The following is a 19,806-nucleotide window of genomic DNA, read 5'->3' as shown; positions in this document are numbered from 1 at the left end:
AGGTTATCTTCCTAACCACGGCAGTGGATTGACGGCCTGTCCCTGACGTCGGATTTCAAAATAGAGCGAGGGCGTGCCGCGGCCGCCGCTGGTACCCACCAGAGCGATAGGCTGTCCTGCCTTCACCTGGGCACCGACACTCACCAGCGCACTTTGATTGTAGCCGTAAAGACTCATATCGCCTTTACCGTGTTCCAGCACCACAACCAGACCGTAGCCTTGCAGCCAGTCGGCCATCAGTACGCGTCCATCGGCGATGGCTTTCACTTCGGTGCCTTCTGATGCATCAATCACCAGACCTTTCCAGCGCAGTTCGCCCTGCATGGATTCACCGAAGCGATGTTCAATACGTCCATGTACCGGCCAGACGGCCTGGCCGCCAGGGCGACCCAGTCCACCGGTACGCGCCATCAGCTCGCGCTCGCTCTGCGTCGGCTGATAGCTGGAGCCTTTCGCTTTCGCCTGCGCCTGACGCTGGCGCACTTTCTCCGCTTCGCGGGCTTCACGTTCGGCACGCTCGCGCGCCTCACGTTCGGCCTTAGCGATTTTATCCTGCAGACGGCTTTCGTTCTCACGCATCTCGACCAGGTCAGCCTGGTCTTTTTGCAGCGAACTTTCCAGCGCGGTCAGGGTTTTCTTGCGCGCGGCACTGGCAGATTCCAGTTTGCTTTGCTGAGCCTGCTGCTGGGTTAACAGATTTTTTTGCTGCTGCTGTTTGTCCTGTAGCGACTGACGCTGTTCCGCAAGCTGCTGCTGCGTCTGCTTCAGGTCATCGATATTCTTCTGGCGTGCCGCGTTGAGGTAGCCGAAATAAGCCAGAATGCGTTCGCTACGCTGCGCTTCTTCACCGCCCAGCAGCAGTTGTAAACCATTGTGCTGGCCCTGACGAAAGGCTGCATCAAGCTGCTGTGCGAGTAATTTTTCCTGCTGCGCCTGCTGTTTTTCGAGGCGAGCGATGGATGCGTTAAGTTGGGCGATGTCGTTGTTGAGCGCGCTCAGGCTATTGCGGGTTTCACGCAGCTGGCGACTGGCCTGCGCAATCACCTTTTCCTGGCTTTGCAGCTGGTCCAGCAGCTTACTGCGCTGCAATTTTTGCGCTTTGACGCTTTTTTCTTTCTCAGCGATATTTTGCTGAATGGATTTCAGCTGCGATTTACTGTCGTCAGCACTATGCGCGCCAGGGGGCAATAACAGCGCGCCCGCACAGAGCAGGCTGAGGGAGAGTACGGACCAGCGTGATGACAACGGATGCGCTGGGCCGTTGTGACAGGTCCTTGTTGGTAAAACGATCGCTTTTCCCTTCATAGTCGATAATTATTCCACGATGAACAGCCGCTTACCAGTTTTCCCGGCCGGGTTTTGCTTTTCCAAAGATGTCGACCTTCAGCTTACCGGGATAAACTTTGTATCAATTTTGCGATTAGAACACTTTTTTTGGAAAATGACGCACAAATCGTAACTCTGGCCCCTTAGCGACTGTACATGCGAAGTGGCGCAGGTATACTCAGAACCCTTGTTTTAGCTTATTAGCCCGGTCTGGAGTCGTTACCCCTCATGCAAGAAATTATGCAGTTTGCAAGCAATCACCCCATCCTCAGTCTGGCATGGGTTGTTTTACTCGTTCTGGTGATTGTAACCACCGTTAAAGGAATGTTCTCTAAGGTAAAAACCATCAGCCGCGGTGAAGCGACCCGCCTGATTAATAAAGAGGACGCGGTGGTGGTAGACGTTCGTTCACGCGACGATTACCGCAAAGGACACATTTCTGGGGCGTTGAATGTAGCGGCGGCAGACATTAAAAAAGGCAGTTTTGGCGAGCTGGAAAAGCATAAGTCTCAGCCCATAATTGTGGTATGCGCTACGGGTCAAACCGCAGGCGAGCCAGCAGCTCAGCTGAGCGCAGCAGGTTTCACTCAGGTGACTGTATTGAAAGACGGCGTAAGCGGCTGGAGCGGTGAAAACCTGCCGCTGGTGCGCGGTAAATAATTCGCAGAGGTAACCGCATGGCTAATGTCGAGATTTACACCAAAGCTACCTGTCCTTACTGCCACCGGGCAAAGGCGCTGCTTAATCAGAAAGGTGTGACGTTTCAGGAGATCCCTATTGATGGGGACGCGGTGAAACGTGAAGAGATGATTCAACGCAGCGGCAGAACCACCGTGCCACAGATATTTATCGATGCGCAGCACATTGGCGGCTGCGATGATCTCTTTGCGCTGGATGGGCGCCAGGGACTTGATCCCTTATTACAGGCATAACTTTACGGCCACACAATTCTAACTTACAGGATTTTGTAACATGTCAGAACATAGCACCAACGAAATGCAGTTCCAGATTCAACGTGTTTACACCAAAGACGTCTCTTTCGAAGCGCCAAACGCGCCTCAGGTTTTCCAGAAAGAGTGGGAACCGGAAGTGAAGCTGGATCTGGACACCGCGTCCTCTCAGCTGGCTGATGAAGTCTATGAAGTGGTGCTGCGTGTTACCGTAACGGCCAGCGTCGGCGAAGAAACGGCGTTCCTGTGCGAAGTCCAGCAAGCCGGTATTTTCACCATCAGCGGTATCGAAGGCACTCAGATGGCACATTGCCTTGGTGCGTACTGCCCGAACATTCTGTTCCCGTATGCGCGCGAATGCATCACCAGCCTGGTGTCACGCGGTACTTTCCCGCAGCTCAACCTGGCACCGGTCAACTTTGATGCGCTGTTCATGAACTATCTGCAGCAGCAAGGTGAAGGCGACGCGCCACATCAGGATGCCTGATGACTACACTCAACGCTTCGATTAGCGTCATCGGTGCCGGCTCGTACGGCACCGCATTGGCCATCACCCTGGCCCGCAATGGTCATCCGGTTCTGCTCTGGGGCCACAACCCGCAAAGCGTGGCAAAACTCCAGACTGACCGCTGCAACACCGCCTTTCTGCCTGATGTGCCCTTTCCCGATAATCTCGTCCCTGAAGCCGATTTAGCGCAGGTGGTCAAAGCCAGCCGCGATCTGCTGGTTGTGGTTCCAAGCCATGTGTTCGGCGATGTCCTGATGCAGCTAAAGCCGCATCTGCGTGCTGATTCGCGCATCGTCTGGGCAACCAAAGGGCTGGAGAAGGAAACCGGGCGTCTGTTGCAGGATGTCGCGCGTGAAATCCTTGGCGATGCCATTCCGTTAGCCGTGATTTCAGGACCGACTTTTGCCAAAGAGCTGGCAGCCGGTTTACCGACGGCCATTGCGCTGGCGGCGACCGATGCGCAGTTTGCTGACGATTTACAGCAAAAGCTGCACTGCGGTAAAAGTTTCCGCGTGTATAACAATCTCGATTTTATCGGTGTCCAGCTGGGCGGCGCGGTGAAGAACGTCATAGCGATTGGTGCCGGGATTTCAGATGGCATCGGCTTTGGCGCCAATGCGCGTACCGCGCTGATTACCCGTGGTCTGGCGGAAATGAGCCGACTGGGCGCGGCACTGGGTGCCGATCCTACCACCTTTATGGGGATGGCGGGGCTGGGTGACCTGGTGCTGACCTGTACCGATAATCAGTCACGCAATCGTCGTTTCGGCATGATGCTGGGGCAGGGCGAGAACGTTGATGAGGCGCAACGCATTATCGGACAAGTTGTAGAAGGCTACAGAAATACCAAAGAAGTCAGAGCGTTAGCCGCTCGCGTTGGCGTGGAAATGCCAATAACCGAGCAAATTTATCAGGTATTATATTGCGAAAAATCAGCGCGAGAGGCAGCATTGAGCTTACTCGGCCGTGCAAGGAAGGACGAGAACAGCAATAGCTGAAGCAGGATAAGCGGCTTCATCACCTGTAGCGCCCATCAGGCGCTTTTTTTTTCGGGAGAAAACAGCAATGTCGTCTGAAGAGTTAGAACTGGTCTGGAACAATATTAAAGCGGAAGCCAGAGCGCTGGCCGACTGTGAACCCATGCTGGCCAGTTTTTACCATGCGACATTGCTGAAGCACGAAAATCTGGGTAGCGCACTCAGTTACATGCTGGCCAACAAACTGGCTAACCCAATTATGCCTGCCATCGCGATTCGTGAAGTGGTGGAAGAAGCCTATCGTGAAGACCCTTCGATGATCGTTTCCGCTGCCTATGATATTCAGGCGGTGCGCCAGCGTGACCCGGCGGTCGATAAATACTCTACGCCGCTGCTGTATCTGAAAGGGTTTCACGCCTTGCAGGCGTATCGCATCGGTCACTGGCTGTGGAATGAAGGGCGCCGCGCACTGGCGGTCTATCTGCAAAACGAAATCTCGGTGTCGTTTGCCGTGGATATCCACCCGGCGGCTCGCATCGGACACGGTATCATGCTCGACCACGCCACCGGCATCGTGATTGGTGAAACCGCGGTGGTGGAAAACGATGTCTCCATTCTGCAATCCGTCACCTTGGGCGGTACCGGTAAAACCAGCGGTGACCGCCATCCGAAGATTCGTGAAGGGGTGATGATTGGCGCAGGTGCCAAAATTCTCGGCAATATCGAGGTAGGGCGCGGCGCGAAAATTGGTGCCGGTTCCGTGGTGCTCCAGCCGGTGCCGCCGCATACCACGGCCGCAGGCGTACCGGCTCGCATTGTCGGTAAACCTGGCAGCGACAAACCTTCAATGGATATGGATCAGCACTTCAACGGCACACCCGGCTTCGAATTCGGCGACGGCATCTAGCTTTTAATCAGCGCGCCAGCATAATCCAGCTGGCGCCACGCCTCATACACCACCACGGATACCGCGTTCGACAGATTCATGCTGCGGCTTTCCGGCATCATCGGAATACGAATTTTTTGCTCTGGCGGCAGCGCGTTCAGGATCTCTGCGGGCAGACCACGGCTCTCGGGGCCAAAGACCAGATAATCACCCGCCTGATAACGCACGGCGCTGTGCGCTGGGGTTCCTTTGGTGGTGAGCGCAAACAGCCGCTGCGGCGCTTCTGCGGCGACAAATGCCGCATAGCTGGCATGATGTTTGATGGCGGTAAATTCGTGATAATCCAGCCCGGCGCGACGTAGCCGCTTATCATCCCAGGCGAAACCCAGGGGTTCAATCAGGTGTAGCTGAAAGCCGGTGTTGGCGCAGAGACGAATGATATTGCCGGTGTTAGGTGGGATTTCAGGTTCAAATAATACGATGTTTAGCATAAGGCCCCCGGAAACGAGGGCCGAAGCATAGCAAATTATTGGCGTGCGGAGTACAGCGGCAGCCAGAGCGTCAGACGCAGACCGCCGAGCGGGCTGTCATCGGCTTTGACCCAACCGCGATGCTGTTGCACGGCAGTTTCGACAATCGCCAGACCGAGGCCCGTACCGCCAGATTCGCGATCGCGCGCTTCATCGGTGCGGTAGAACGGGCGGAAAATCTGCTCACGATCTTCCGGGCTGACACCAGGACCGTCATCATCCACATGCACAGTAATGCCCTGAATATCCACGGAAAAACTTACGCTGATATGCGTATGTGAATACCGCAGCGCATTACGTACGATGTTTTCCAGCGCGCTTTCCAGCGCGTGTGGATTGCCGTACAGCGGCCAGGGCCCCGGCGGATAGGGCACATCCATCTGTTTACCCATCTGCTCCGCTTCGAATTTGGCATCTTCCAGCACACCATTCCACAGATGATTGGCTTTCATCGCTTCGCTGACCAGCGCATTTTTATGCTGGGTGCGTGACAGCACCAGCAGGTCGTTGATCATGCCATCAAGGCGCTGGGCTTCGGTTTCAATGCGTTCCAGCTCTTTGCCTTCGCCATGACGGCGGCGCAGCAGCGCGGTGGCCAGCTGCAAACGGGTCAGCGGCGTGCGCAGCTCATGGCTGATATCCGACAGCAGGCGCTGCTGTGCCGTCATCATCCGTTCCAGCGCGCTCACCATCTGGTTGAAGCTCGAACCGGCGGCAAGGAACTCCTGCGGCCCTGATTCCAGTTCCGGATGCTGTCGCAAATTACCGCTCGCCACTTCGTCGGCAGCATGTTTGAGTTTACGTGCCGGACGCGCCAGGCTCCATGCCAGCCACAGCAACAGCGGGGAGCTGATGAGCATGGTGACGATAAGCAGCAGCAACGGGCGATCAAACAGCAGATTAACGAAATCAAGCTGTGAACTGGTGGCAGGGCGGATCAGGTAAAGCTGGTAGTTATCTTCGCCATCGCGTACGGCAAAGGGACCGACCATCTCTACCCGACCGTATTTTTTCTTCTGTGGGTGATCGGCATTGTCAGACTGACCAATAAAGTTGCGGATGACCTGCATTTCGTCGTGCTTGGCGCCAATGACGCGCCCTTCACTGGTGACCAGCAGCAGCCGCTGACCCGGCGGCGCCCACTTATCAGTGGCGCGAAACAACCGGCGCCACCACATCAAATCATTCGGTGGGTCCTGCGCCAGTTCAGCTTCGACATGCTGTTCAATCATGGTGCCCTGCCGCTGTTCGCTTTCCAGCAGCGAAGTCATCTGGCGAGAGTCGAGCTTGGGCACCATTAATACCAGCATCAACACCAGCGCCAGGGTAAGCCAGAAGATGGCGAAGATGCGGGTGGTCAAACTTCCAATCATGATGTCGAAACCATCAGGTAGCCACGTCCGCGCAGGGTTTTAAACCACGGATGACCATCCCGACGTTCCGGTAATTTACGACGCAGGTTAGAGATATGCATATCGATGGCACGGTCAAACGGCGTCAGACGTTTACCCAGCACTTCCTGGCTGAGATGTTCACGCGACACCACCTGGCCAAGATGCTGTGCCAGCAGATAAAGCAGGGTGAACTCGGTGCCAGTGAGATCCAGCGTCTCATTATCGAAGCTGGCTTCCTGGCGACCGGGGTTAAGACGCAGACAGTCCACTTCCAGGGTAGGTGAGCTGTTATCGTGCTGTTGCTGCTGTTCGCTCCAGTTAGAACGACGCAAAATGGCACGGATACGCGCGACCAGCTCGCGATCGTTAAACGGCTTCGGCAGATAGTCATCCGCCCCTAATTCGAGGCCGAGAACGCGATCCAGCTCGCTACCGCGTGCGGTTAGCATAATTACCGGAGTCTGATGCTGCTGGCGAAGTTCTTTCAGGGTGTCGATACCGTTCTTTTTCGGCATCATCACATCAAGCAGTAACAGGTCTACGGTGTTGTCCAGTAGGTTGAGTGCCTGCTCGCCATCGCTGGCGACAATCACCTCAAAACCTTCCATCTCAAGCAGTTCTTTAAGCAGCGAAGTCAATTCGCGGTCATCATCAACCAACAGGATCTTATTCATTTTTTATTGCCCTCCGCAGGCAAAATACCGTGTTCCCATATCGCCAATCCAACGCTTTACGTAGTTTTACACCCCCTGACGGATGTTTGCAGCTGTCGCCGTACACTAGCCCTCGTTGAATCGCAAAACGGAACGAACTGGGAGTAAACGATGCGCAACTTAACCGCCGTCGTCATTGCCTCAGCGATGGTTCTCAGTCACGCCAGCGCAGGAGCAGCAGACACGACGACGATTGACGAGATGCATCAGAATGGCGGATTGACGACAGGCAGTATGACGCAAAATCCGCAAAGCCACATGTTTGACGGCATCGAGCTTACTGAGCAGCAACGGCAACAGATGCGAGACCTGATGCAACAAGCGCGACACGAACGTCCCGCACTGAGCGTTCAGGATATAGAAACTATGCATGACCTTGTCATTGCAGACAAATTTAACGAATCGGCCATCCGCCAGCAGGCAGAGAAAATTGCCCAGGCTCAGGTTGAGCAGCACGTCGAGATGGCTCGGGTTCGTAACCAGATGTATCACCTGCTAACGCCTGCACAGCAAGCGACATTGCAGAAGAATTATGAGCGGCGCCTCAATGAAATGCGCAGGCTCTCAGAATTGCAGCCATCATCTCCGCTGCAAGCAGTGAGTAGTACCAGCAGTAACCAGTAACATAGTATCCCTGTTTTCCTTGCCATAGACACCATCCCTGTCTTCCCCGCCATGACGGCGGGGTTTTTTTTGTCTGCTGATTTCCTTATCAAAATTAAGACTTCTCCCGCCAGTTCAGGCAGCGTTTCCCTGCTGATGATAAACTTGAGCCATTCTGAGATTAAACGGGCGCAGTGACTCGAACCGCCCGATGAGGCACTGGCATGGAACAATCCTATGCAAAGCTGGTAAACCGCGCAGCGCTGGCGGCGACGGTGCTGGCAACGTTGTTATTGATCGTCAAAATTTTTGCCTGGTGGTACACCGGTTCAGTCAGTGTGCTGGCCGCTCTGGTGGATTCACTGGTGGATATCGCCGCTTCGCTGACCAATTTGCTGGTAGTACGTTATTCGCTGCAACCCGCAGATGCTGACCACACTTTTGGCCACGGCAAGGCTGAATCCCTCGCCGCGCTGGCGCAAAGTATGTTTATTTCCGGCTCGGCATTGTTCCTGTTTCTGACCGGCATTCAACATCTGGCTTCGCCAGCAACCCTGCGCGCGCCTTTGGTGGGTATCGTGGTCACGCTGATCGCGCTATTTTCCACACTGCTGCTGGTCACTTTTCAGCGTTGGGTGGTGCGCCGCACCCGCAGCCAGGCAATCCGCGCCGATATGCTTCACTATCAATCCGATGTCATCATGAATGGCGCCATTCTGGTGGCGCTCGGTTTAAGCAGCTACGGTTTCACCCGTGCCGATGCGTTATTCGCGCTGGGGATTGGCGTATATATCCTCTACAACGCGCTGCGCATGGGTTATGAAGCGGTGCAGGCGTTGCTTGATCGGGCTTTGCCGGAAGAGGAGCGTCAGGCGATTATGGATGTGATCGCCAACTGGCCGGGCGTGCGCGGCGCGCATGATTTGCGTACCCGACAATCGGGTCCGACGCGCTTTATTCAGCTGCATCTGGAAATGGATGATCATCTGCCGCTGGTGCAGGCGCACAAGGTGGCCGACCAGATTGAGCAGGCGCTACGCCGCAAATTCCCTGGTTCGGATGTGATCATCCATCAGGACCCTTGTTCAGTTGTGCCAGAAAATCAACAAGGATTTTTTCAGTTTTAGCAATTAAAATCATGGCGTTGCGCAAAAAAAATGACGTAACGCTAACAACTCTGTAAAAAATTAGCGAAAACTTGTCTGACCTGAATCAATTCAGCATTCAGCCTTTGATATACTATCTGCAACTATTAAGCCGTGCGACCGCGAGCTGGTCTCCGCAGGGGCACTGGCGGGAATAATCCTTAGTTTTGAACAATCCAGAGGTTGTCATGATCAAAAAAATCGGAGTTTTGACCAGCGGCGGCGACGCCCCAGGCATGAACGCAGCCATTCGCGGAGTTGTACGTTCCGCGCTGAGTGAAGGACTTGAAGTTTTTGGTATCTACGACGGCTATCTGGGTCTGTATGAAGACCGCATGATCAATCTCGATCGCTACAGCGTATCAGACATGATCAACCGTGGCGGTACCTTCCTCGGTTCAGCGCGTTTCCCGGAATTTCGTAACGAAGAAGTGCGTCAGACGGCTATCGAGAACATGAAAAAGCGCGGCATTGACGCGCTGGTCGTGATCGGCGGTGACGGTTCCTACATGGGCGCGAAGCGCCTGACGGAAATGGGCTTCCCGTGCATTGGCTTACCGGGCACCATCGATAACGACGTTGCGGGCACTGACTACACCATCGGTTACTTCACCGCGCTGGAAACTGTCGTCGAGGCGATTGACCGCCTGCGCGACACCTCCTCTTCGCATCAGCGTATCTCGATTGTTGAAGTGATGGGGCGTTATTGCGGCGATCTGACCCTGGCAGCGGCCATTGCCGGTGGATGTGAGTTCATCGTGCTGCCGGAGATTCCCTACACCCGTGAAGAGCTGGTGAATGAAATCAAAGCCGGTATCGCCAAAGGTAAAAAACACGCCATCGTGGCGATTACCGAGCATATCTGCGATATCGACGAACTGGCTCGCTATATCGAAACCGAAACCAAACGGGAAACCCGCGCCACGGTGCTGGGCCACATTCAGCGTGGCGGTGCGCCTTGCGCTTACGACCGTATCCTGGCTTCCCGCATGGGCGCATACTCGATTGAACTGCTGCTGCAGGGCTACGGCGGTCGTTGCGTCGGTATTCAGAACGAGAAGATGGTGCATCACGACATCATCGACGCCATCGAAAACATGAAGCGTCCGTTCAAACGCGACTGGCTGGATACCGCGAAAAAACTGTATTAATCCGCAAAAGCAGGGCGCGTTGTCAGACGCGCCTTTTTTATGTCTGCTTATATTCTATCCGGTTATAACAGCTTATTTTTAATTCTTTAATCTGTGGATTAGTTTGTGTCAGTCTTGTTCTATAACGACTTCGGAGAGCAAGCAATGAACAAGTGGAGTATTGGTGTCACCCTGTTACTGGCTTCGACCAGTGTTTTGGCAAAGGATATCCAGCTGTTAAACGTGTCTTACGATCCGACGCGTGAGCTGTACGAACAGTACAACAAAGCCTTCAGCGCCCATTACAAACAGGAAACCGGTGATAACGTGGTGATTCGCCAGTCGCACGGCGGCTCAGGCAAGCAGGCCACCTCGGTGATCAACGGTATCCGTGCTGATGTGGTGACGCTGGCGTTGCAGTCTGACGTTGATGCCATTGCCGAGCGCGGCCGTATTGATAAAAACTGGATCAAACGTCTGCCGGACAACTCCGCACCTTACACCTCCACCATTGTGTTCCTGGTCCGTAAAGGCAACCCGAAAGGGATTCATGACTGGGGCGATCTGACCAAACCGGGTGTTTCCGTTATCACGCCAAACCCGAAAACTTCGGGTGGTGCGCGCTGGAACTATCTGGCTGCCTGGGGCTGGGCGCTGGATCAAAACCATGGCGATCAGGCCAAAGCACAGGCTTACGTCAAAGCGCTGTTTAAGAACGTTCAGGTTCAGGATTCCGGCGCTCGCGGCGCTACCAACACCTTCGTTGAACGCGGCATCGGCGATGTGCTGATTGCCTGGGAAAACGAAGCTTATCTGGCGGTGAACAAGCTGGGTAAAGACAAGTTTGAAATCATCACCCCGAGTGAATCTATCCTCGCCGAACCGACGGTTTCCGTAGTGGATAAAGTGGTGGATGAGCAGGGCACGCGTAAAGTGGCCGAAGAGTATCTGAAATATCTCTACTCGCCGGAAGGGCAAACCATCGCTGCGGAAAACTTCTATCGTCCGCGTGATGAGGCGGTGGCTAAGAAATTCGCCAGCACCTTTGCTCCAGTGAAACTGTTCACTATCGACAGCAAATTTGGTGGCTGGGATAAGGCACAGAAAACGCACTTCTCCGATGGTGGTACTTACGATCAGGTCATGACGCCGTAATCGTTTTGTCATCGTCGTATCACGGCCAGCGAAAGCTGGCCGTTTTGCTTTGATGGCGCGGCAAAAGTCCGTGACATTCATCACGCGCCAGGCGAGGATGCTGGCAGATGATGAACAGAGGGACCTTGCTATGCAGGGAAGCCGCCGTGCCCTGAGTCTGATTACCTTCCTGCTTGCACTTCTGATTGTCGGTTTGCTACTGGCCGCTGTGCACGCCCAAAAAAACGCCAATGCCCTGTGGCAAATCATCAGTGAAAAATGCCTGCCGGGCATGACGCAAAAAGGCAATCCCGCGCCCTGTCAGCGGGTGGATGTGGCAAAAGGCTACGTTACGCTGAAAGATCTTAATGGCCCGTTGCAATATCTGCTGATGCCGATTGAAAAAATCACCGGCATGGAAAGCCCGATATTGCTGCATCCTGAGACGCCGAATCTGTTCGCAGACGCCTGGCGTGAACGCGATTTGCTGGCGCAGCGCCGCGGTAAGCCCATCGCCGATAGCGCGCTATCGCTGGCGATTAACGCGCAATACGGCCGCACGCAAAATCAGCTGCATATCCATATTTCCTGCCTGCGTCCGGATGTGCGCCAGCGGCTGGATCTGCTGGCGCCTCAGCTCAGCGAGCAGTGGCAAAGTGAGACGCTGCGCAATCATCGTTATCAGATCCGCACACTAACAACCGCCCAGCTGGCGCAGCAGAGCGTCTTTATCCGTCTGGCAGAAGAAGTGCCTGACGCGCGTACGGAGATGGGAAAATATGGCATGGCGCTGGCCGCGTTACCGGATGGCCGACTGGCGTTGATGGCGATTGAACGCAACTGGCTGAAACTGAATAGCGGTTCGGCGGAAGAGTTGCAGGATCATCGCTGCCAGATTCTGCAATAAAAAAGGCGGCTGATTAGCCGCCTCGTCAGATAACCGTACGATTACGCGTTTTTCGCGGCAGCCGCAGCTTTCACGATAACGGCGAAGGCATCAGCTTTCAGTGATGCACCGCCAACCAGCGCGCCATCGATGTCCGGCTGAGTGAACAGTTCTGCGGCATTTTTGTCATTCACAGAACCGCCGTACTGAATGATGACCTGGGCTGCGATTGCGGCATCTTTCTTCGCGATATGGTCACGAATGAATTTGTGCACCGCCTGCGCCTGCGCCGGGGTGGCTGATTTGCCAGTACCAATCGCCCATACCGGTTCGTAGGCAATCACAACGCCCTGGAAGGCTTCTGCGCCCTGAGTTTCCAGCACGGCGTCGATCTGACGTGCGCACACTTCTTCGGTTTTGCCTGCTTCGTTTTCGGATTCAGTTTCACCGATGCACAGAACCGGCACCAGGCCAGCTGCTTTCAGCACAGCGAATTTTTTCGCGATAAATTCGTCGCTTTCTTTGTGGTAAGTACGACGCTCAGAGTGGCCGATGATGATGTATTTGGCACCGATGTCTTTCAGCATGTCAGCTGAAGTTTCGCCGGTGAATGCGCCAGACAGGTTAACGTCGACATTCTGGGCACCCAGTGCGATGTGGCTACCGGAAATGGCGTGTTTCGCCTGGTCAAGGTACAGTGCCGGCGGAGCAATCGCTACACCACAACCCTCAACACCAGACAGCTCTTTGCGCAGACCTTCGATCAGCTCGCCCGTCATGTGCTTGCTGCCGTTCAGTTTCCAGTTACCCATAACCAGTGGATGTCGCATTCTTTCCTCCGCGTAACGCGATTCATGAAATAGCGCTGCCTCTGGGCAGCGATGTCTGCCAGACAGTATAGAGATCAAATGTGTCGCTGGCTTTGCTTTTCGTCATTTTTGCCGGGGGGATCAGGGGGTGGCGAGCGCCAGTTTTATCGGCTCTACGGCGAAGGTCAGACCCTTATCACCGTTATCGGCGACGACAAATCGCAACGCCCCTTCGCTGCGGGAAAAATAGCGTGAACCCTTACCCGCCGCGAGCAGTGAATCGAGTTTTTTGCGCCCGTCTTCCGGCGATAAACCGGGTGAGAAAAAGCGCAGCAGGGCGGTCATATAAGCCATGGCCTTTTCCTGGGCGTTTTTCTCATCCGGGCCGGGGACCGGCAGCCAGGTAATTTGCAGGGTTTTAATTTTGCCGGTGCCTGGCTCCAGCGCGGTTGAGGCGTACAGCGTTTCACTGATTTTGCTGGCGGCACGCGTCAGGTTGCTTTTGTCATCGCTATTATCGATGGCGCGATATTCCGACAGTTGCAGGTCAGGATTGGCCGCGTTGTACTTTTCGCGGAACTGAGCAATGGTCATATCAAAGGTGGGCGCACCGGGCAGTAAATAGGGTGCCGCAGGCAGATGATCGCTGCGATCCTGCGGCAGTGCATCGTCCGCCCAGACGGGAAATGTCAGTGCGAGGCTAAGTAGCAACGCGCCTGGCAGATTCTTCATTGCTTTGGTCCTGACCCAATAACATAGCCAACGATTAGAACGGTTTTTACCGGCGAAAGTCAAAACCCGCACGGGGAAAATGCTGACATGATCAGTGCCGTTCGTCTTACCAGTAGTGTTCGCTGCTCATATGGCCGGGTTTGCGTTTGAAATGCTTGCGCATACCGCGGCTGTCTTTGAGTAATTGCTGGGTATCGCGCACCATTTGCGGGTTGCCGCACAGCATGATGTGGCTGGTTTCCGCATCCATTGGCAGCCCCACCGCCTGCTCCAGTTCACCGCTTTCGATCAGCGCCGGTACCCGGCCATGCAGCGAGCCGGCGATCTGCTCACGGCTGACCACCGTCTGAATATGTAATTTGCCCTGATAACGCTGCTGCAATTGCTGCATCAGAGGCAGAAAGCTGAGATCGGCGGCAAAGCGCGCGGCATGAACCAGCACGATATTGTCGAAGCGCTCCAGCCCTGCGCCTTGCTGCAGAATCGACAGATAGGGACCAATGGCGGTACCGGTGGCCAGCATCCACAGCGTCTGGCAGTCCGGGATCTCATCCAGCACGAAAAAGCCGGAGGCCTCTTTGGTCACCATCACCTGATCGCCCGGAAGCAGCGCCTGTAATTTCGGACTGAGCTTGCCTTCAGGCACCGTCACCAGATAGAACTCCAGCAGCGGATCCTGCGGCGCATTGACGTAGGAATAGGCTCGCTGCACGCGTTCGCCATCGATTTCCAGCGCCAGCTTGGCAAACTGCCCGGCAATAAAGGGATCGATCGACGCCTGCACGCGCAGGCTGAACAGGGCGTCGGTCCAGTTTTTCACTTCTTTCACTTCAGCATTGACCCACTCTGCCATGATCACTCCTTATTGTTGATTTTTCAGGCATGTCACTATCTTCGTCAGCCGCCAGACAGATTTCCAGTCCCAGGCGGGCCAAATGGCTCTCAGCGACAAATGCAGCGCACTCAGCTTCAACTGTAGCGGGCGCTTTACAACCCGGTACAGCAGCATTGACGACATTGGGGCAATTGCTTTTGCCTCACCTCTCGCTTTGTCATCTATTCCTGATATTTTTGCCGCCATTCATTCGGGACAGCCTTTTTTACTGCTGTCTTTACTTTGTTTCTCAGACAGACATTTTGTTCCATGTTGATTACGAAAACGAAAAACCGCTTCCTGTTGTTTATGCTGATTGTGCTGGTGGCCGTAGGGCAGATGGCGCAAACCATCTATGTACCGGCGATGGCAGCGATGGCGGATGCGCTCAACGTGCGCAGCGGCGCGATGCAGCAGGTGATGGCGGCCTATTTAATGACCTACGGCGGATCGCAGCTGATCTACGGCCCGCTGTCGGACAATATCGGACGGCGGCCGGTGATCCTCGCCGGTATGACGATCTTTGCCGCTGGCGCCTTGATCGCGCTGTTTGCGCCATCGCTGCATATCCTGGTGCTGGGTAGCGCCATTCAGGGGCTGGGTACCGGGGTGGCAGGGGTGATGGCGCGCACCATGCCGCGTGACCTCTATGCCGGTGTGGCGCTGCGCCAGGCCAATAGCCTGCTGAATATGGGCATCCTTGTCAGTCCGCTGCTGGCGCCGGTCATCGGCGCGTTGCTGACCCATCTGTTTGGCTGGCATGCCTGTTTCGCCTTCCTGCTGCTGTTGTGCGTGGGCGTGACGGCGGCCATGGCGCGCTGGCTGCCGGAAACACGGCCAGCCGAAGCGCCGGTGACGCCGTTTTTGCGGCGCTACGCCACCTTACTTAGCGATGGCAACTTCGTGCGTTATCTGTTGCTGCTGATTGGCGCGCTGGCGGGGATCGCGGTGTTTGAAGCCAGCTGTGGCGTGTTGATGGGCGGCGTGCTGGGGCTGGATGGCTTGACGGTCAGCATCCTGTTTATCCTGCCAATCCCGGCGGCGTTTTTCGGCGCCTGGTTTGCAGGACGCGAGCAAAAATCCTGGCATACGCTGATGTGGTATGGCGTAAACAGCTGCCTGCTGGCGGGCTTGCTGATGTGGGTTCCGGCCTGGTTTGGCGTGATGAACATCTGGACGCTGCTGGTGCCTGCTGCGCTGTTTTTCTTTGGCGCAGGTATGTTGTTTCCGCTGGCGACATCAGGCGCGATGGAGCCATACGCCTGGCTGGCGGGCAGCGCGGGGGCGTTGATCGGCGGTTTGCAGAATCTCGGTTCCGGGCTGGTCGCGTGGCTGTCGGCCATGATGCCGCAACGCGATCAGTTCAGCCTTGGGATGCTGATGTTTGTCACCGCGCTGGTGATGCTGCTGTGCTGGTGGCCGCTCTCACGTCATCCCGAGAGCGGCAAGCAGACGGTTACAGGATAAACGGGTGCAGCGCCGCGTCTTTGCGATCCAGATAGTGAATCGACTGGATGCGGCGAATGGTGCGCGACTTGCCGCGAATCAGCAGGGTTTCGCTGGTGGCGATGTTGCCGTTGCGCGTGATGCCTTTGAGTAAATCGCCGGTGGTAATGCCGGTGGCGGCAAAAATCACGTTATCGTTGCGCGCCATCTGTTCCAGCGTCAGCACCTTACCCGCTTCAATGCCCATTGCGGCACAGCGCTGCAACTCCTGCTCGCCCAGGCGGCGATTCTCTTCATTATCGCCTTTCACCTGATGGCGCGGCAGCAGACGCGCCTGCATATCGCCATCCAGCGCGCGGATCACCGCCGCAGACACCACGCCTTCCGGCGCGCCGCCAATGCCATATAACACATCCACTTCGCTGTCTGGCATACAGGTCAGAATTGATGCCGCCACATCGCCATCGGGAAAGGTGAAGACGCGCACGCCGAGTTGCTGCAGCTGGGCAATCACCGCATCGTGACGCGGCTTGGCCAGAATGGAGACCGTGAGCTGGCCGAGCGATTTGCCCAGCGCGTCGGCGATCTGCCGGAGATTGGTTTCCAGCGGTAAATTGAGGTCGATAGCGCCATGCGCTCCAGGCCCGACAATCAATTTCTCCATGTACATATCAGGTGCATGCAGGAAGCTGCCTTTATCGCCCACCGCCAGTACCGCCAGCGCATTGGCCTGGCCCAGCGCGGTCATACGCGTGCCTTCAATCGGATCGACGGCGATATCCACCGCATCGCCCTGGCCGGTACCGACCTTTTCGCCGATGTACAGCATCGGCGCTTCGTCGATTTCGCCTTCGCCAATGACGATCTGGCCGTCGATATTGATGGTGTTAAGCATTATGCGCATGGCGTTGACGGCAGCGCCGTCAGCAGCGTTCTTATCGCCGCGTCCTAACCAGTGATAGCCCGCCAGTGCGGCGGCTTCGGTAACGCGGGAAAATTCAATCGCGAGTTCTCGTTTCATGGTCTGCACCTGACAAAAAACAGGCGGGCAGTGTAGCACAGCGGGGAAAAGCGGCGGAAAAAACCCGCGGCAGGGCGCCGCGGGTCACAGGGGGATTACTGGTCTTGTTCTTCCCACGCCTGGGCGCGGGCGACGGCTTTCTGCCAGCCGGCGTAGCGGAAGTTGCGCTCGGTGGTTTCAATGCTCGGACGGAACTCGCGTTCAATCACGGCTTTGGAACGCACTTCATCAAGGTCATTCCAGAAGCCCACTGCCAGACCAGCAAGGTACGCCGCACCCAACGCGGTAACTTCACGCACTTCCGGACGCTCAACGCGGGTGCCCAGAATGTCCGATTGGAACTGCATCAGGAAGTTGTTGGCAACCGCACCGCCATCCACACGCAGAGATTGCAGGCGAGTGTTGGCATCGTTTTGCATCGCTTCCAGCACGTCACGCGTCTGGTAAGCCACCGACTCCAGCGTTGCACGGATGATGTGGTTGGCGTTAGCGCCACGCGTCAGGCCGAAAATCGCGCCACGCGCATACGGGTCCCAGTATGGTGCGCCAAGGCCGGTAAAGGCGGGCACCATATAGACGCCGTTGGTGTCTTTCACTTTCAGCGCGAAGTATTCAGAGTCAGCCGAATCGCTGATCAGCTTCATCTCGTCACGCAGCCACTGAATTGCCGCACCACCAATAAACACCGCACCTTCCAGCGCATAGTTCACTTCACCGCGTGGACCGCAGGCAATGGTGGTCAGCAGGCCGTGGGTTGAGTTGACGGCTTCTGTGCCGGTGTTCATCAGCATAAAGCAGCCGGTACCGTAGGTGTTTTTCGCCATACCCGGCTCAACACACATTTGACCGTACAGCGCGGCCTGCTGGTCACCGGCAATCCCGGCGATTGGAATACGCGTACCGCCTTTACCACCAATGTTGGTCTGGCCGTAAACTTCAGACGAGCCTTTAACCTCTGGCAACATCTCACGCGGGATGTCGAGGATTTCCAGCATACGCTCATCCCACTCCAGCTTGTGAATGTTGTACATCATGGTACGTGAGGCGTTGGTGTGGTCGGTGATGTGCACACGGCCCTGGGTCATTTTCCACACCAGCCAGGTGTCCACGGTGCCGAACAGCAGCTCGCCGCGTTTTGCACGCTCACGCGCGCCTTCCACATGGTCGAGGATCCACTTCACTTTGGTGCCGGAGAAGTAAGGGTTAATCACCAGGCCGGTGGTGTGCTGGATATACTCCTCCAGACCCTCTTTCTTCAGTTTGTTACAGTAATCCGCAGTACGCGGGTCCTGCCAGACGATGGCGTTATAGATCGGTTTGCCGCTCTCTTTATCCCAGACAATGGCCGTTTCACGCTGGTTGGTAATACCAATCGCGGCGATTTCGTCAGAACGGATGTCGGCATGGGCCAGCACTTCGACCAGCGTTGAACTCTGTGACGCCCAGATATCCATCGGGTCATGCTCTACCCAGCCCGCTTTCGGGTAGATCTGGGTGAATTCACGCTGCGAAACCGCGATGATATTGGCGTCATGGTCCAGAACCACGGCGCGTGAGCTGGTTGTGCCCTGATCGAGCGCGACAATGTATTTTTTATCAGTCGTAGTCATTATGCTTTTCCTGATGATCTAAATGTGAAACTTACGCTTTACGCTGCTCAGCGCGGGCGACCGTATTGTCTGATTTGCTGCTTTCCACGATGTTGACTGGCAGGTGACGGCCAATCAATGCGCGGTAACCGAAGGCACCGAGGCAGGCGCCGACCAGCGGGCCAAAAATCGGAACCAGGAAGTAAGGAATGTCTTTGCCACCCGTGAAGGCGACGTTACCCCAGCCTGCCAGCCACGCAAACAGCTTCGGACCAAAATCACGAGCCGGGTTTAGGGCGAAGCCGGTGAGCGGCCCCATCGAACCACCAATCACAGCAACCAGCAGACCAATCAGCAGCGGTGCCAGCGGGCCACGCGGCACACCGTTACCGTCATCAGTCAGCGCCATGATGACCGCCATCAGCACAGCCGTGATTACCATCTCAACCAGGAACGCCTGACCCACGCTGATATGCGGGTTTGGATAGGTAGAGAAGATACCTGCCAGCTGGAGGCTATCCACGCTGCCACGCACCATCTGATGACTTTGCTCGAAATCGATAAACAAATTGTAGTAAAGACCGTAGACCAGCGCCGCAGCACAGAACGCACCTGCGACCTGCGCCACAATGTAGGGCAGCACTTTGCGGCCTTCAAAGTTGGCAAACAGGCAAAGTGCCACGGTCACCGCCGGATTAAGATGCGCACCCGAAACACCAGCGCTCAGATAGACCGCCATGGAGACAGCTAAACCCCAGATAATACAAATTTCCCATTGACCGAAGCTGGCACCGGCAAGTTTCAACGCAGCAACACAGCCCGCGCCAAAGAAGATAATCAAACCAGTACCAAGAAATTCGGCGATGCACTGACCAGTTAGTGTGTTTGTTGTCTGACTCATAATGGCATTCCTGAAGCGAGGTTAAATTTTATCAGTTTTTGTTCTCATTCCTTGAGGCACCCAGCTCACTTGTAGGGCTGTTGTAAATTTATCGTTAACGAGCATAAACGAGAAATAGCGAAATCGAATTCTGTGTGCTCCGTCATAAAAATGCGCGTTTTCGCGTCTTTTGCGTTTCTTTAAGCGCTATTAGCCGCGTTGTGCGCAGGGTTATCGTTGGTGTTATGGATAAATATGCTCGCAGGTGCGCAT

At 55.5% G+C, this 19,806-nt stretch carries 21 protein-coding genes; 11 read left to right on the top strand and 10 right to left on the bottom strand.

Annotation, left to right across the window (positions count from 1 at the left end; genetic code table 11):
• Positions 1–3 precede the first annotated feature (3 nt).
• On the bottom strand, positions 4–1,305 hold the full coding sequence (gene envC, locus AC6I8V_RS19720) for a murein hydrolase activator EnvC (protein ID WP_497843850.1): 1,302 nt from the start codon (positions 1,303–1,305) through the stop codon (positions 4–6).
• A gap of 249 nt (positions 1,306–1,554) precedes the next feature.
• Here envC and AC6I8V_RS19715 point away from each other — a divergent pair, with 249 nt between their 5' ends.
• The 5 genes from AC6I8V_RS19715 (at position 1,555) to cysE (ending at position 4,668) form a co-directional block, all read left to right on the top strand.
• Entirely contained in the window at positions 1,555–1,986 is a 432-nt protein-coding gene (locus AC6I8V_RS19715; protein ID WP_497843849.1) for a rhodanese-like domain-containing protein, read from the top strand.
• A 17-nt stretch (positions 1,987–2,003) separates the two neighbouring features.
• A complete protein-coding gene (grxC, locus tag AC6I8V_RS19710) occupies positions 2,004–2,258 on the top strand; it encodes a glutaredoxin 3 (RefSeq protein WP_497843848.1) in 255 nt (84 codons plus the stop codon).
• A 40-nt stretch (positions 2,259–2,298) separates the two neighbouring features.
• Positions 2,299–2,763 carry a protein-export chaperone SecB gene (secB, locus tag AC6I8V_RS19705; RefSeq protein WP_497843847.1) on the top strand — a complete coding sequence of 155 codons (465 nt, stop codon included), beginning with the start codon at positions 2,299–2,301 and terminating at the stop codon, positions 2,761–2,763.
• Complete coding sequence (gene gpsA / locus AC6I8V_RS19700) at positions 2,763–3,782, top strand: NAD(P)H-dependent glycerol-3-phosphate dehydrogenase (RefSeq protein WP_497843846.1); 1,020 nt, start codon at positions 2,763–2,765, stop codon at positions 3,780–3,782. The genes secB and gpsA overlap by 1 nt, the downstream gene beginning before the upstream one ends.
• Before the next feature lie 67 nt (positions 3,783–3,849).
• Positions 3,850–4,668 (top strand): serine O-acetyltransferase, encoded by an 819-nt coding sequence (gene cysE / locus AC6I8V_RS19695; protein ID WP_497843845.1) that lies wholly within the window; start codon positions 3,850–3,852, stop codon positions 4,666–4,668.
• On the opposite strand, the gene trmL is transcribed toward cysE, so the two are convergent.
• The 3 genes from trmL to cpxR are packed head-to-tail and all read right to left on the bottom strand — an operon-like array spanning position 4,665 to position 7,245.
• On the bottom strand, positions 4,665–5,138 hold the full coding sequence (gene trmL, locus AC6I8V_RS19690) for a tRNA (uridine(34)/cytosine(34)/5-carboxymethylaminomethyluridine(34)-2'-O)-methyltransferase TrmL (protein WP_497843844.1): 474 nt from the start codon (positions 5,136–5,138) through the stop codon (positions 4,665–4,667). The two genes, cysE and trmL, sit on opposite strands and share 4 nt — an antisense overlap.
• Before the next feature lie 35 nt (positions 5,139–5,173).
• Positions 5,174–6,550 carry an envelope stress sensor histidine kinase CpxA gene (gene cpxA / locus AC6I8V_RS19685; protein ID WP_497843843.1) on the bottom strand — a complete coding sequence of 459 codons (1,377 nt, stop codon included), beginning with the start codon at positions 6,548–6,550 and terminating at the stop codon, positions 5,174–5,176.
• Positions 6,547–7,245 carry an envelope stress response regulator transcription factor CpxR gene (cpxR, locus tag AC6I8V_RS19680; protein WP_497843842.1) on the bottom strand — a complete coding sequence of 233 codons (699 nt, stop codon included), beginning with the start codon at positions 7,243–7,245 and terminating at the stop codon, positions 6,547–6,549. Before cpxR ends, cpxA begins: the two co-directional genes overlap by 4 nt.
• A gap of 150 nt (positions 7,246–7,395) precedes the next feature.
• Between cpxR and cpxP the strand changes: the two genes are divergently transcribed.
• From cpxP to AC6I8V_RS19655, 5 genes are all read left to right on the top strand, one after another.
• The gene (gene cpxP / locus AC6I8V_RS19675) at positions 7,396–7,908 is read left to right on the top strand and encodes a cell-envelope stress modulator CpxP (protein WP_497843841.1); all 513 of its coding nucleotides are present in this window, start codon (positions 7,396–7,398) and stop codon (positions 7,906–7,908) included.
• A gap of 203 nt (positions 7,909–8,111) precedes the next feature.
• Positions 8,112–9,014 (top strand): CDF family cation-efflux transporter FieF, encoded by a 903-nt coding sequence (fieF, locus tag AC6I8V_RS19670; RefSeq protein WP_497843840.1) that lies wholly within the window; start codon positions 8,112–8,114, stop codon positions 9,012–9,014.
• 206 nt (positions 9,015–9,220) lie between these two features.
• Positions 9,221–10,183, top strand: a complete 963-nt coding sequence (gene pfkA, locus AC6I8V_RS19665) for a 6-phosphofructokinase (protein ID WP_497843839.1) — start codon at positions 9,221–9,223, stop codon at positions 10,181–10,183.
• A gap of 144 nt (positions 10,184–10,327) precedes the next feature.
• The gene (locus tag AC6I8V_RS19660; RefSeq protein ID WP_497843838.1) at positions 10,328–11,317 is read left to right on the top strand and encodes a sulfate ABC transporter substrate-binding protein; all 990 of its coding nucleotides are present in this window, start codon (positions 10,328–10,330) and stop codon (positions 11,315–11,317) included.
• Positions 11,318–11,447: 130 nt separating this feature from the next.
• Entirely contained in the window at positions 11,448–12,203 is a 756-nt protein-coding gene (locus AC6I8V_RS19655) for a CDP-diacylglycerol diphosphatase (protein WP_497843837.1), read from the top strand.
• A 41-nt stretch (positions 12,204–12,244) separates the two neighbouring features.
• On the opposite strand, the gene tpiA is transcribed toward AC6I8V_RS19655, so the two are convergent.
• The 3 genes from tpiA to fpr all read right to left on the bottom strand — a co-directional run bounded on the left by tpiA (position 12,245) and on the right by fpr (position 14,576).
• Positions 12,245–13,012, bottom strand: coding sequence for a triose-phosphate isomerase (gene tpiA / locus AC6I8V_RS19650; RefSeq protein WP_497843836.1), 768 nt, complete (start codon positions 13,010–13,012; stop codon positions 12,245–12,247).
• A 120-nt stretch (positions 13,013–13,132) separates the two neighbouring features.
• Positions 13,133–13,723 carry a YiiQ family protein gene (locus tag AC6I8V_RS19645; protein ID WP_497843835.1) on the bottom strand — a complete coding sequence of 197 codons (591 nt, stop codon included), beginning with the start codon at positions 13,721–13,723 and terminating at the stop codon, positions 13,133–13,135.
• A 106-nt stretch (positions 13,724–13,829) separates the two neighbouring features.
• Positions 13,830–14,576: a ferredoxin--NADP(+) reductase gene (fpr, locus tag AC6I8V_RS19640; protein ID WP_497843834.1), complete on the bottom strand. Its 747-nt coding sequence runs from the start codon at positions 14,574–14,576 to the stop codon at positions 13,830–13,832.
• Positions 14,577–14,867: 291 nt separating this feature from the next.
• Between fpr and emrD the strand changes: the two genes are divergently transcribed.
• Positions 14,868–16,064 carry a multidrug efflux MFS transporter EmrD gene (emrD, locus tag AC6I8V_RS19635; protein WP_497843833.1) on the top strand — a complete coding sequence of 399 codons (1,197 nt, stop codon included), beginning with the start codon at positions 14,868–14,870 and terminating at the stop codon, positions 16,062–16,064.
• On the opposite strand, the gene glpX is transcribed toward emrD, so the two are convergent.
• The 3 genes from glpX to AC6I8V_RS19620 all read right to left on the bottom strand — a co-directional run bounded on the left by glpX (position 16,054) and on the right by AC6I8V_RS19620 (position 19,554).
• Positions 16,054–17,064: a class II fructose-bisphosphatase gene (gene glpX, locus AC6I8V_RS19630; protein WP_497843832.1), complete on the bottom strand. Its 1,011-nt coding sequence runs from the start codon at positions 17,062–17,064 to the stop codon at positions 16,054–16,056. The two genes, emrD and glpX, sit on opposite strands and share 11 nt — an antisense overlap.
• 95 nt (positions 17,065–17,159) lie before the next feature.
• Entirely contained in the window at positions 17,160–18,674 is a 1,515-nt protein-coding gene (glpK, locus tag AC6I8V_RS19625; RefSeq protein WP_497843831.1) for a glycerol kinase GlpK, read from the bottom strand.
• 31 nt (positions 18,675–18,705) lie between these two features.
• A complete protein-coding gene (locus tag AC6I8V_RS19620; protein WP_497843830.1) occupies positions 18,706–19,554 on the bottom strand; it encodes an MIP/aquaporin family protein in 849 nt (282 codons plus the stop codon).
• Positions 19,555–19,806 lie beyond the last annotated feature (252 nt).

It is taken from the genome of Pantoea sp. X-Soil-TKNS-1207 (assembly GCF_059730485.1).
Note: the sequence above shows the minus strand (reverse complement) of the source record. Positions and strands in the feature narration are given on the sequence as shown.

What these genes read in the sequence shown, in the direction of transcription:
- AC6I8V_RS19645 (WP_497843835.1), bottom strand. Translation starts at nt 13,723, where the DNA reads ATGAAGAATCTGCCAGGCGCGTTGCTACTTAGCCTCGCACTGACATTT.
- AC6I8V_RS19715 (WP_497843849.1), top strand. Translation starts at nt 1,555, where the DNA reads ATGCAAGAAATTATGCAGTTTGCAAGCAATCACCCCATCCTCAGTCTG.
- AC6I8V_RS19620 (WP_497843830.1), bottom strand. Translation starts at nt 19,554, where the DNA reads ATGAGTCAGACAACAAACACACTAACTGGTCAGTGCATCGCCGAATTT.
- glpK (WP_497843831.1), bottom strand. Translation starts at nt 18,674, where the DNA reads ATGACTACGACTGATAAAAAATACATTGTCGCGCTCGATCAGGGCACA.
- glpX (WP_497843832.1), bottom strand. Translation starts at nt 17,064, where the DNA reads ATGAAACGAGAACTCGCGATTGAATTTTCCCGCGTTACCGAAGCCGCC.
- fpr (WP_497843834.1), bottom strand. Translation starts at nt 14,576, where the DNA reads ATGGCAGAGTGGGTCAATGCTGAAGTGAAAGAAGTGAAAAACTGGACC.
- tpiA (WP_497843836.1), bottom strand. Translation starts at nt 13,012, where the DNA reads ATGCGACATCCACTGGTTATGGGTAACTGGAAACTGAACGGCAGCAAG.
- pfkA (WP_497843839.1), top strand. Translation starts at nt 9,221, where the DNA reads ATGATCAAAAAAATCGGAGTTTTGACCAGCGGCGGCGACGCCCCAGGC.
- envC (WP_497843850.1), bottom strand. Translation starts at nt 1,305, where the DNA reads ATGAAGGGAAAAGCGATCGTTTTACCAACAAGGACCTGTCACAACGGC.
- fieF (WP_497843840.1), top strand. Translation starts at nt 8,112, where the DNA reads ATGGAACAATCCTATGCAAAGCTGGTAAACCGCGCAGCGCTGGCGGCG.
- gpsA (WP_497843846.1), top strand. Translation starts at nt 2,763, where the DNA reads ATGACTACACTCAACGCTTCGATTAGCGTCATCGGTGCCGGCTCGTAC.
- cpxP (WP_497843841.1), top strand. Translation starts at nt 7,396, where the DNA reads ATGCGCAACTTAACCGCCGTCGTCATTGCCTCAGCGATGGTTCTCAGT.
- cpxR (WP_497843842.1), bottom strand. Translation starts at nt 7,245, where the DNA reads ATGAATAAGATCCTGTTGGTTGATGATGACCGCGAATTGACTTCGCTG.
- AC6I8V_RS19655 (WP_497843837.1), top strand. Translation starts at nt 11,448, where the DNA reads ATGCAGGGAAGCCGCCGTGCCCTGAGTCTGATTACCTTCCTGCTTGCA.
- cysE (WP_497843845.1), top strand. Translation starts at nt 3,850, where the DNA reads ATGTCGTCTGAAGAGTTAGAACTGGTCTGGAACAATATTAAAGCGGAA.
- grxC (WP_497843848.1), top strand. Translation starts at nt 2,004, where the DNA reads ATGGCTAATGTCGAGATTTACACCAAAGCTACCTGTCCTTACTGCCAC.
- trmL (WP_497843844.1), bottom strand. Translation starts at nt 5,138, where the DNA reads ATGCTAAACATCGTATTATTTGAACCTGAAATCCCACCTAACACCGGC.
- emrD (WP_497843833.1), top strand. Translation starts at nt 14,868, where the DNA reads ATGTTGATTACGAAAACGAAAAACCGCTTCCTGTTGTTTATGCTGATT.
- AC6I8V_RS19660 (WP_497843838.1), top strand. Translation starts at nt 10,328, where the DNA reads ATGAACAAGTGGAGTATTGGTGTCACCCTGTTACTGGCTTCGACCAGT.
- secB (WP_497843847.1), top strand. Translation starts at nt 2,299, where the DNA reads ATGTCAGAACATAGCACCAACGAAATGCAGTTCCAGATTCAACGTGTT.
- cpxA (WP_497843843.1), bottom strand. Translation starts at nt 6,550, where the DNA reads ATGATTGGAAGTTTGACCACCCGCATCTTCGCCATCTTCTGGCTTACC.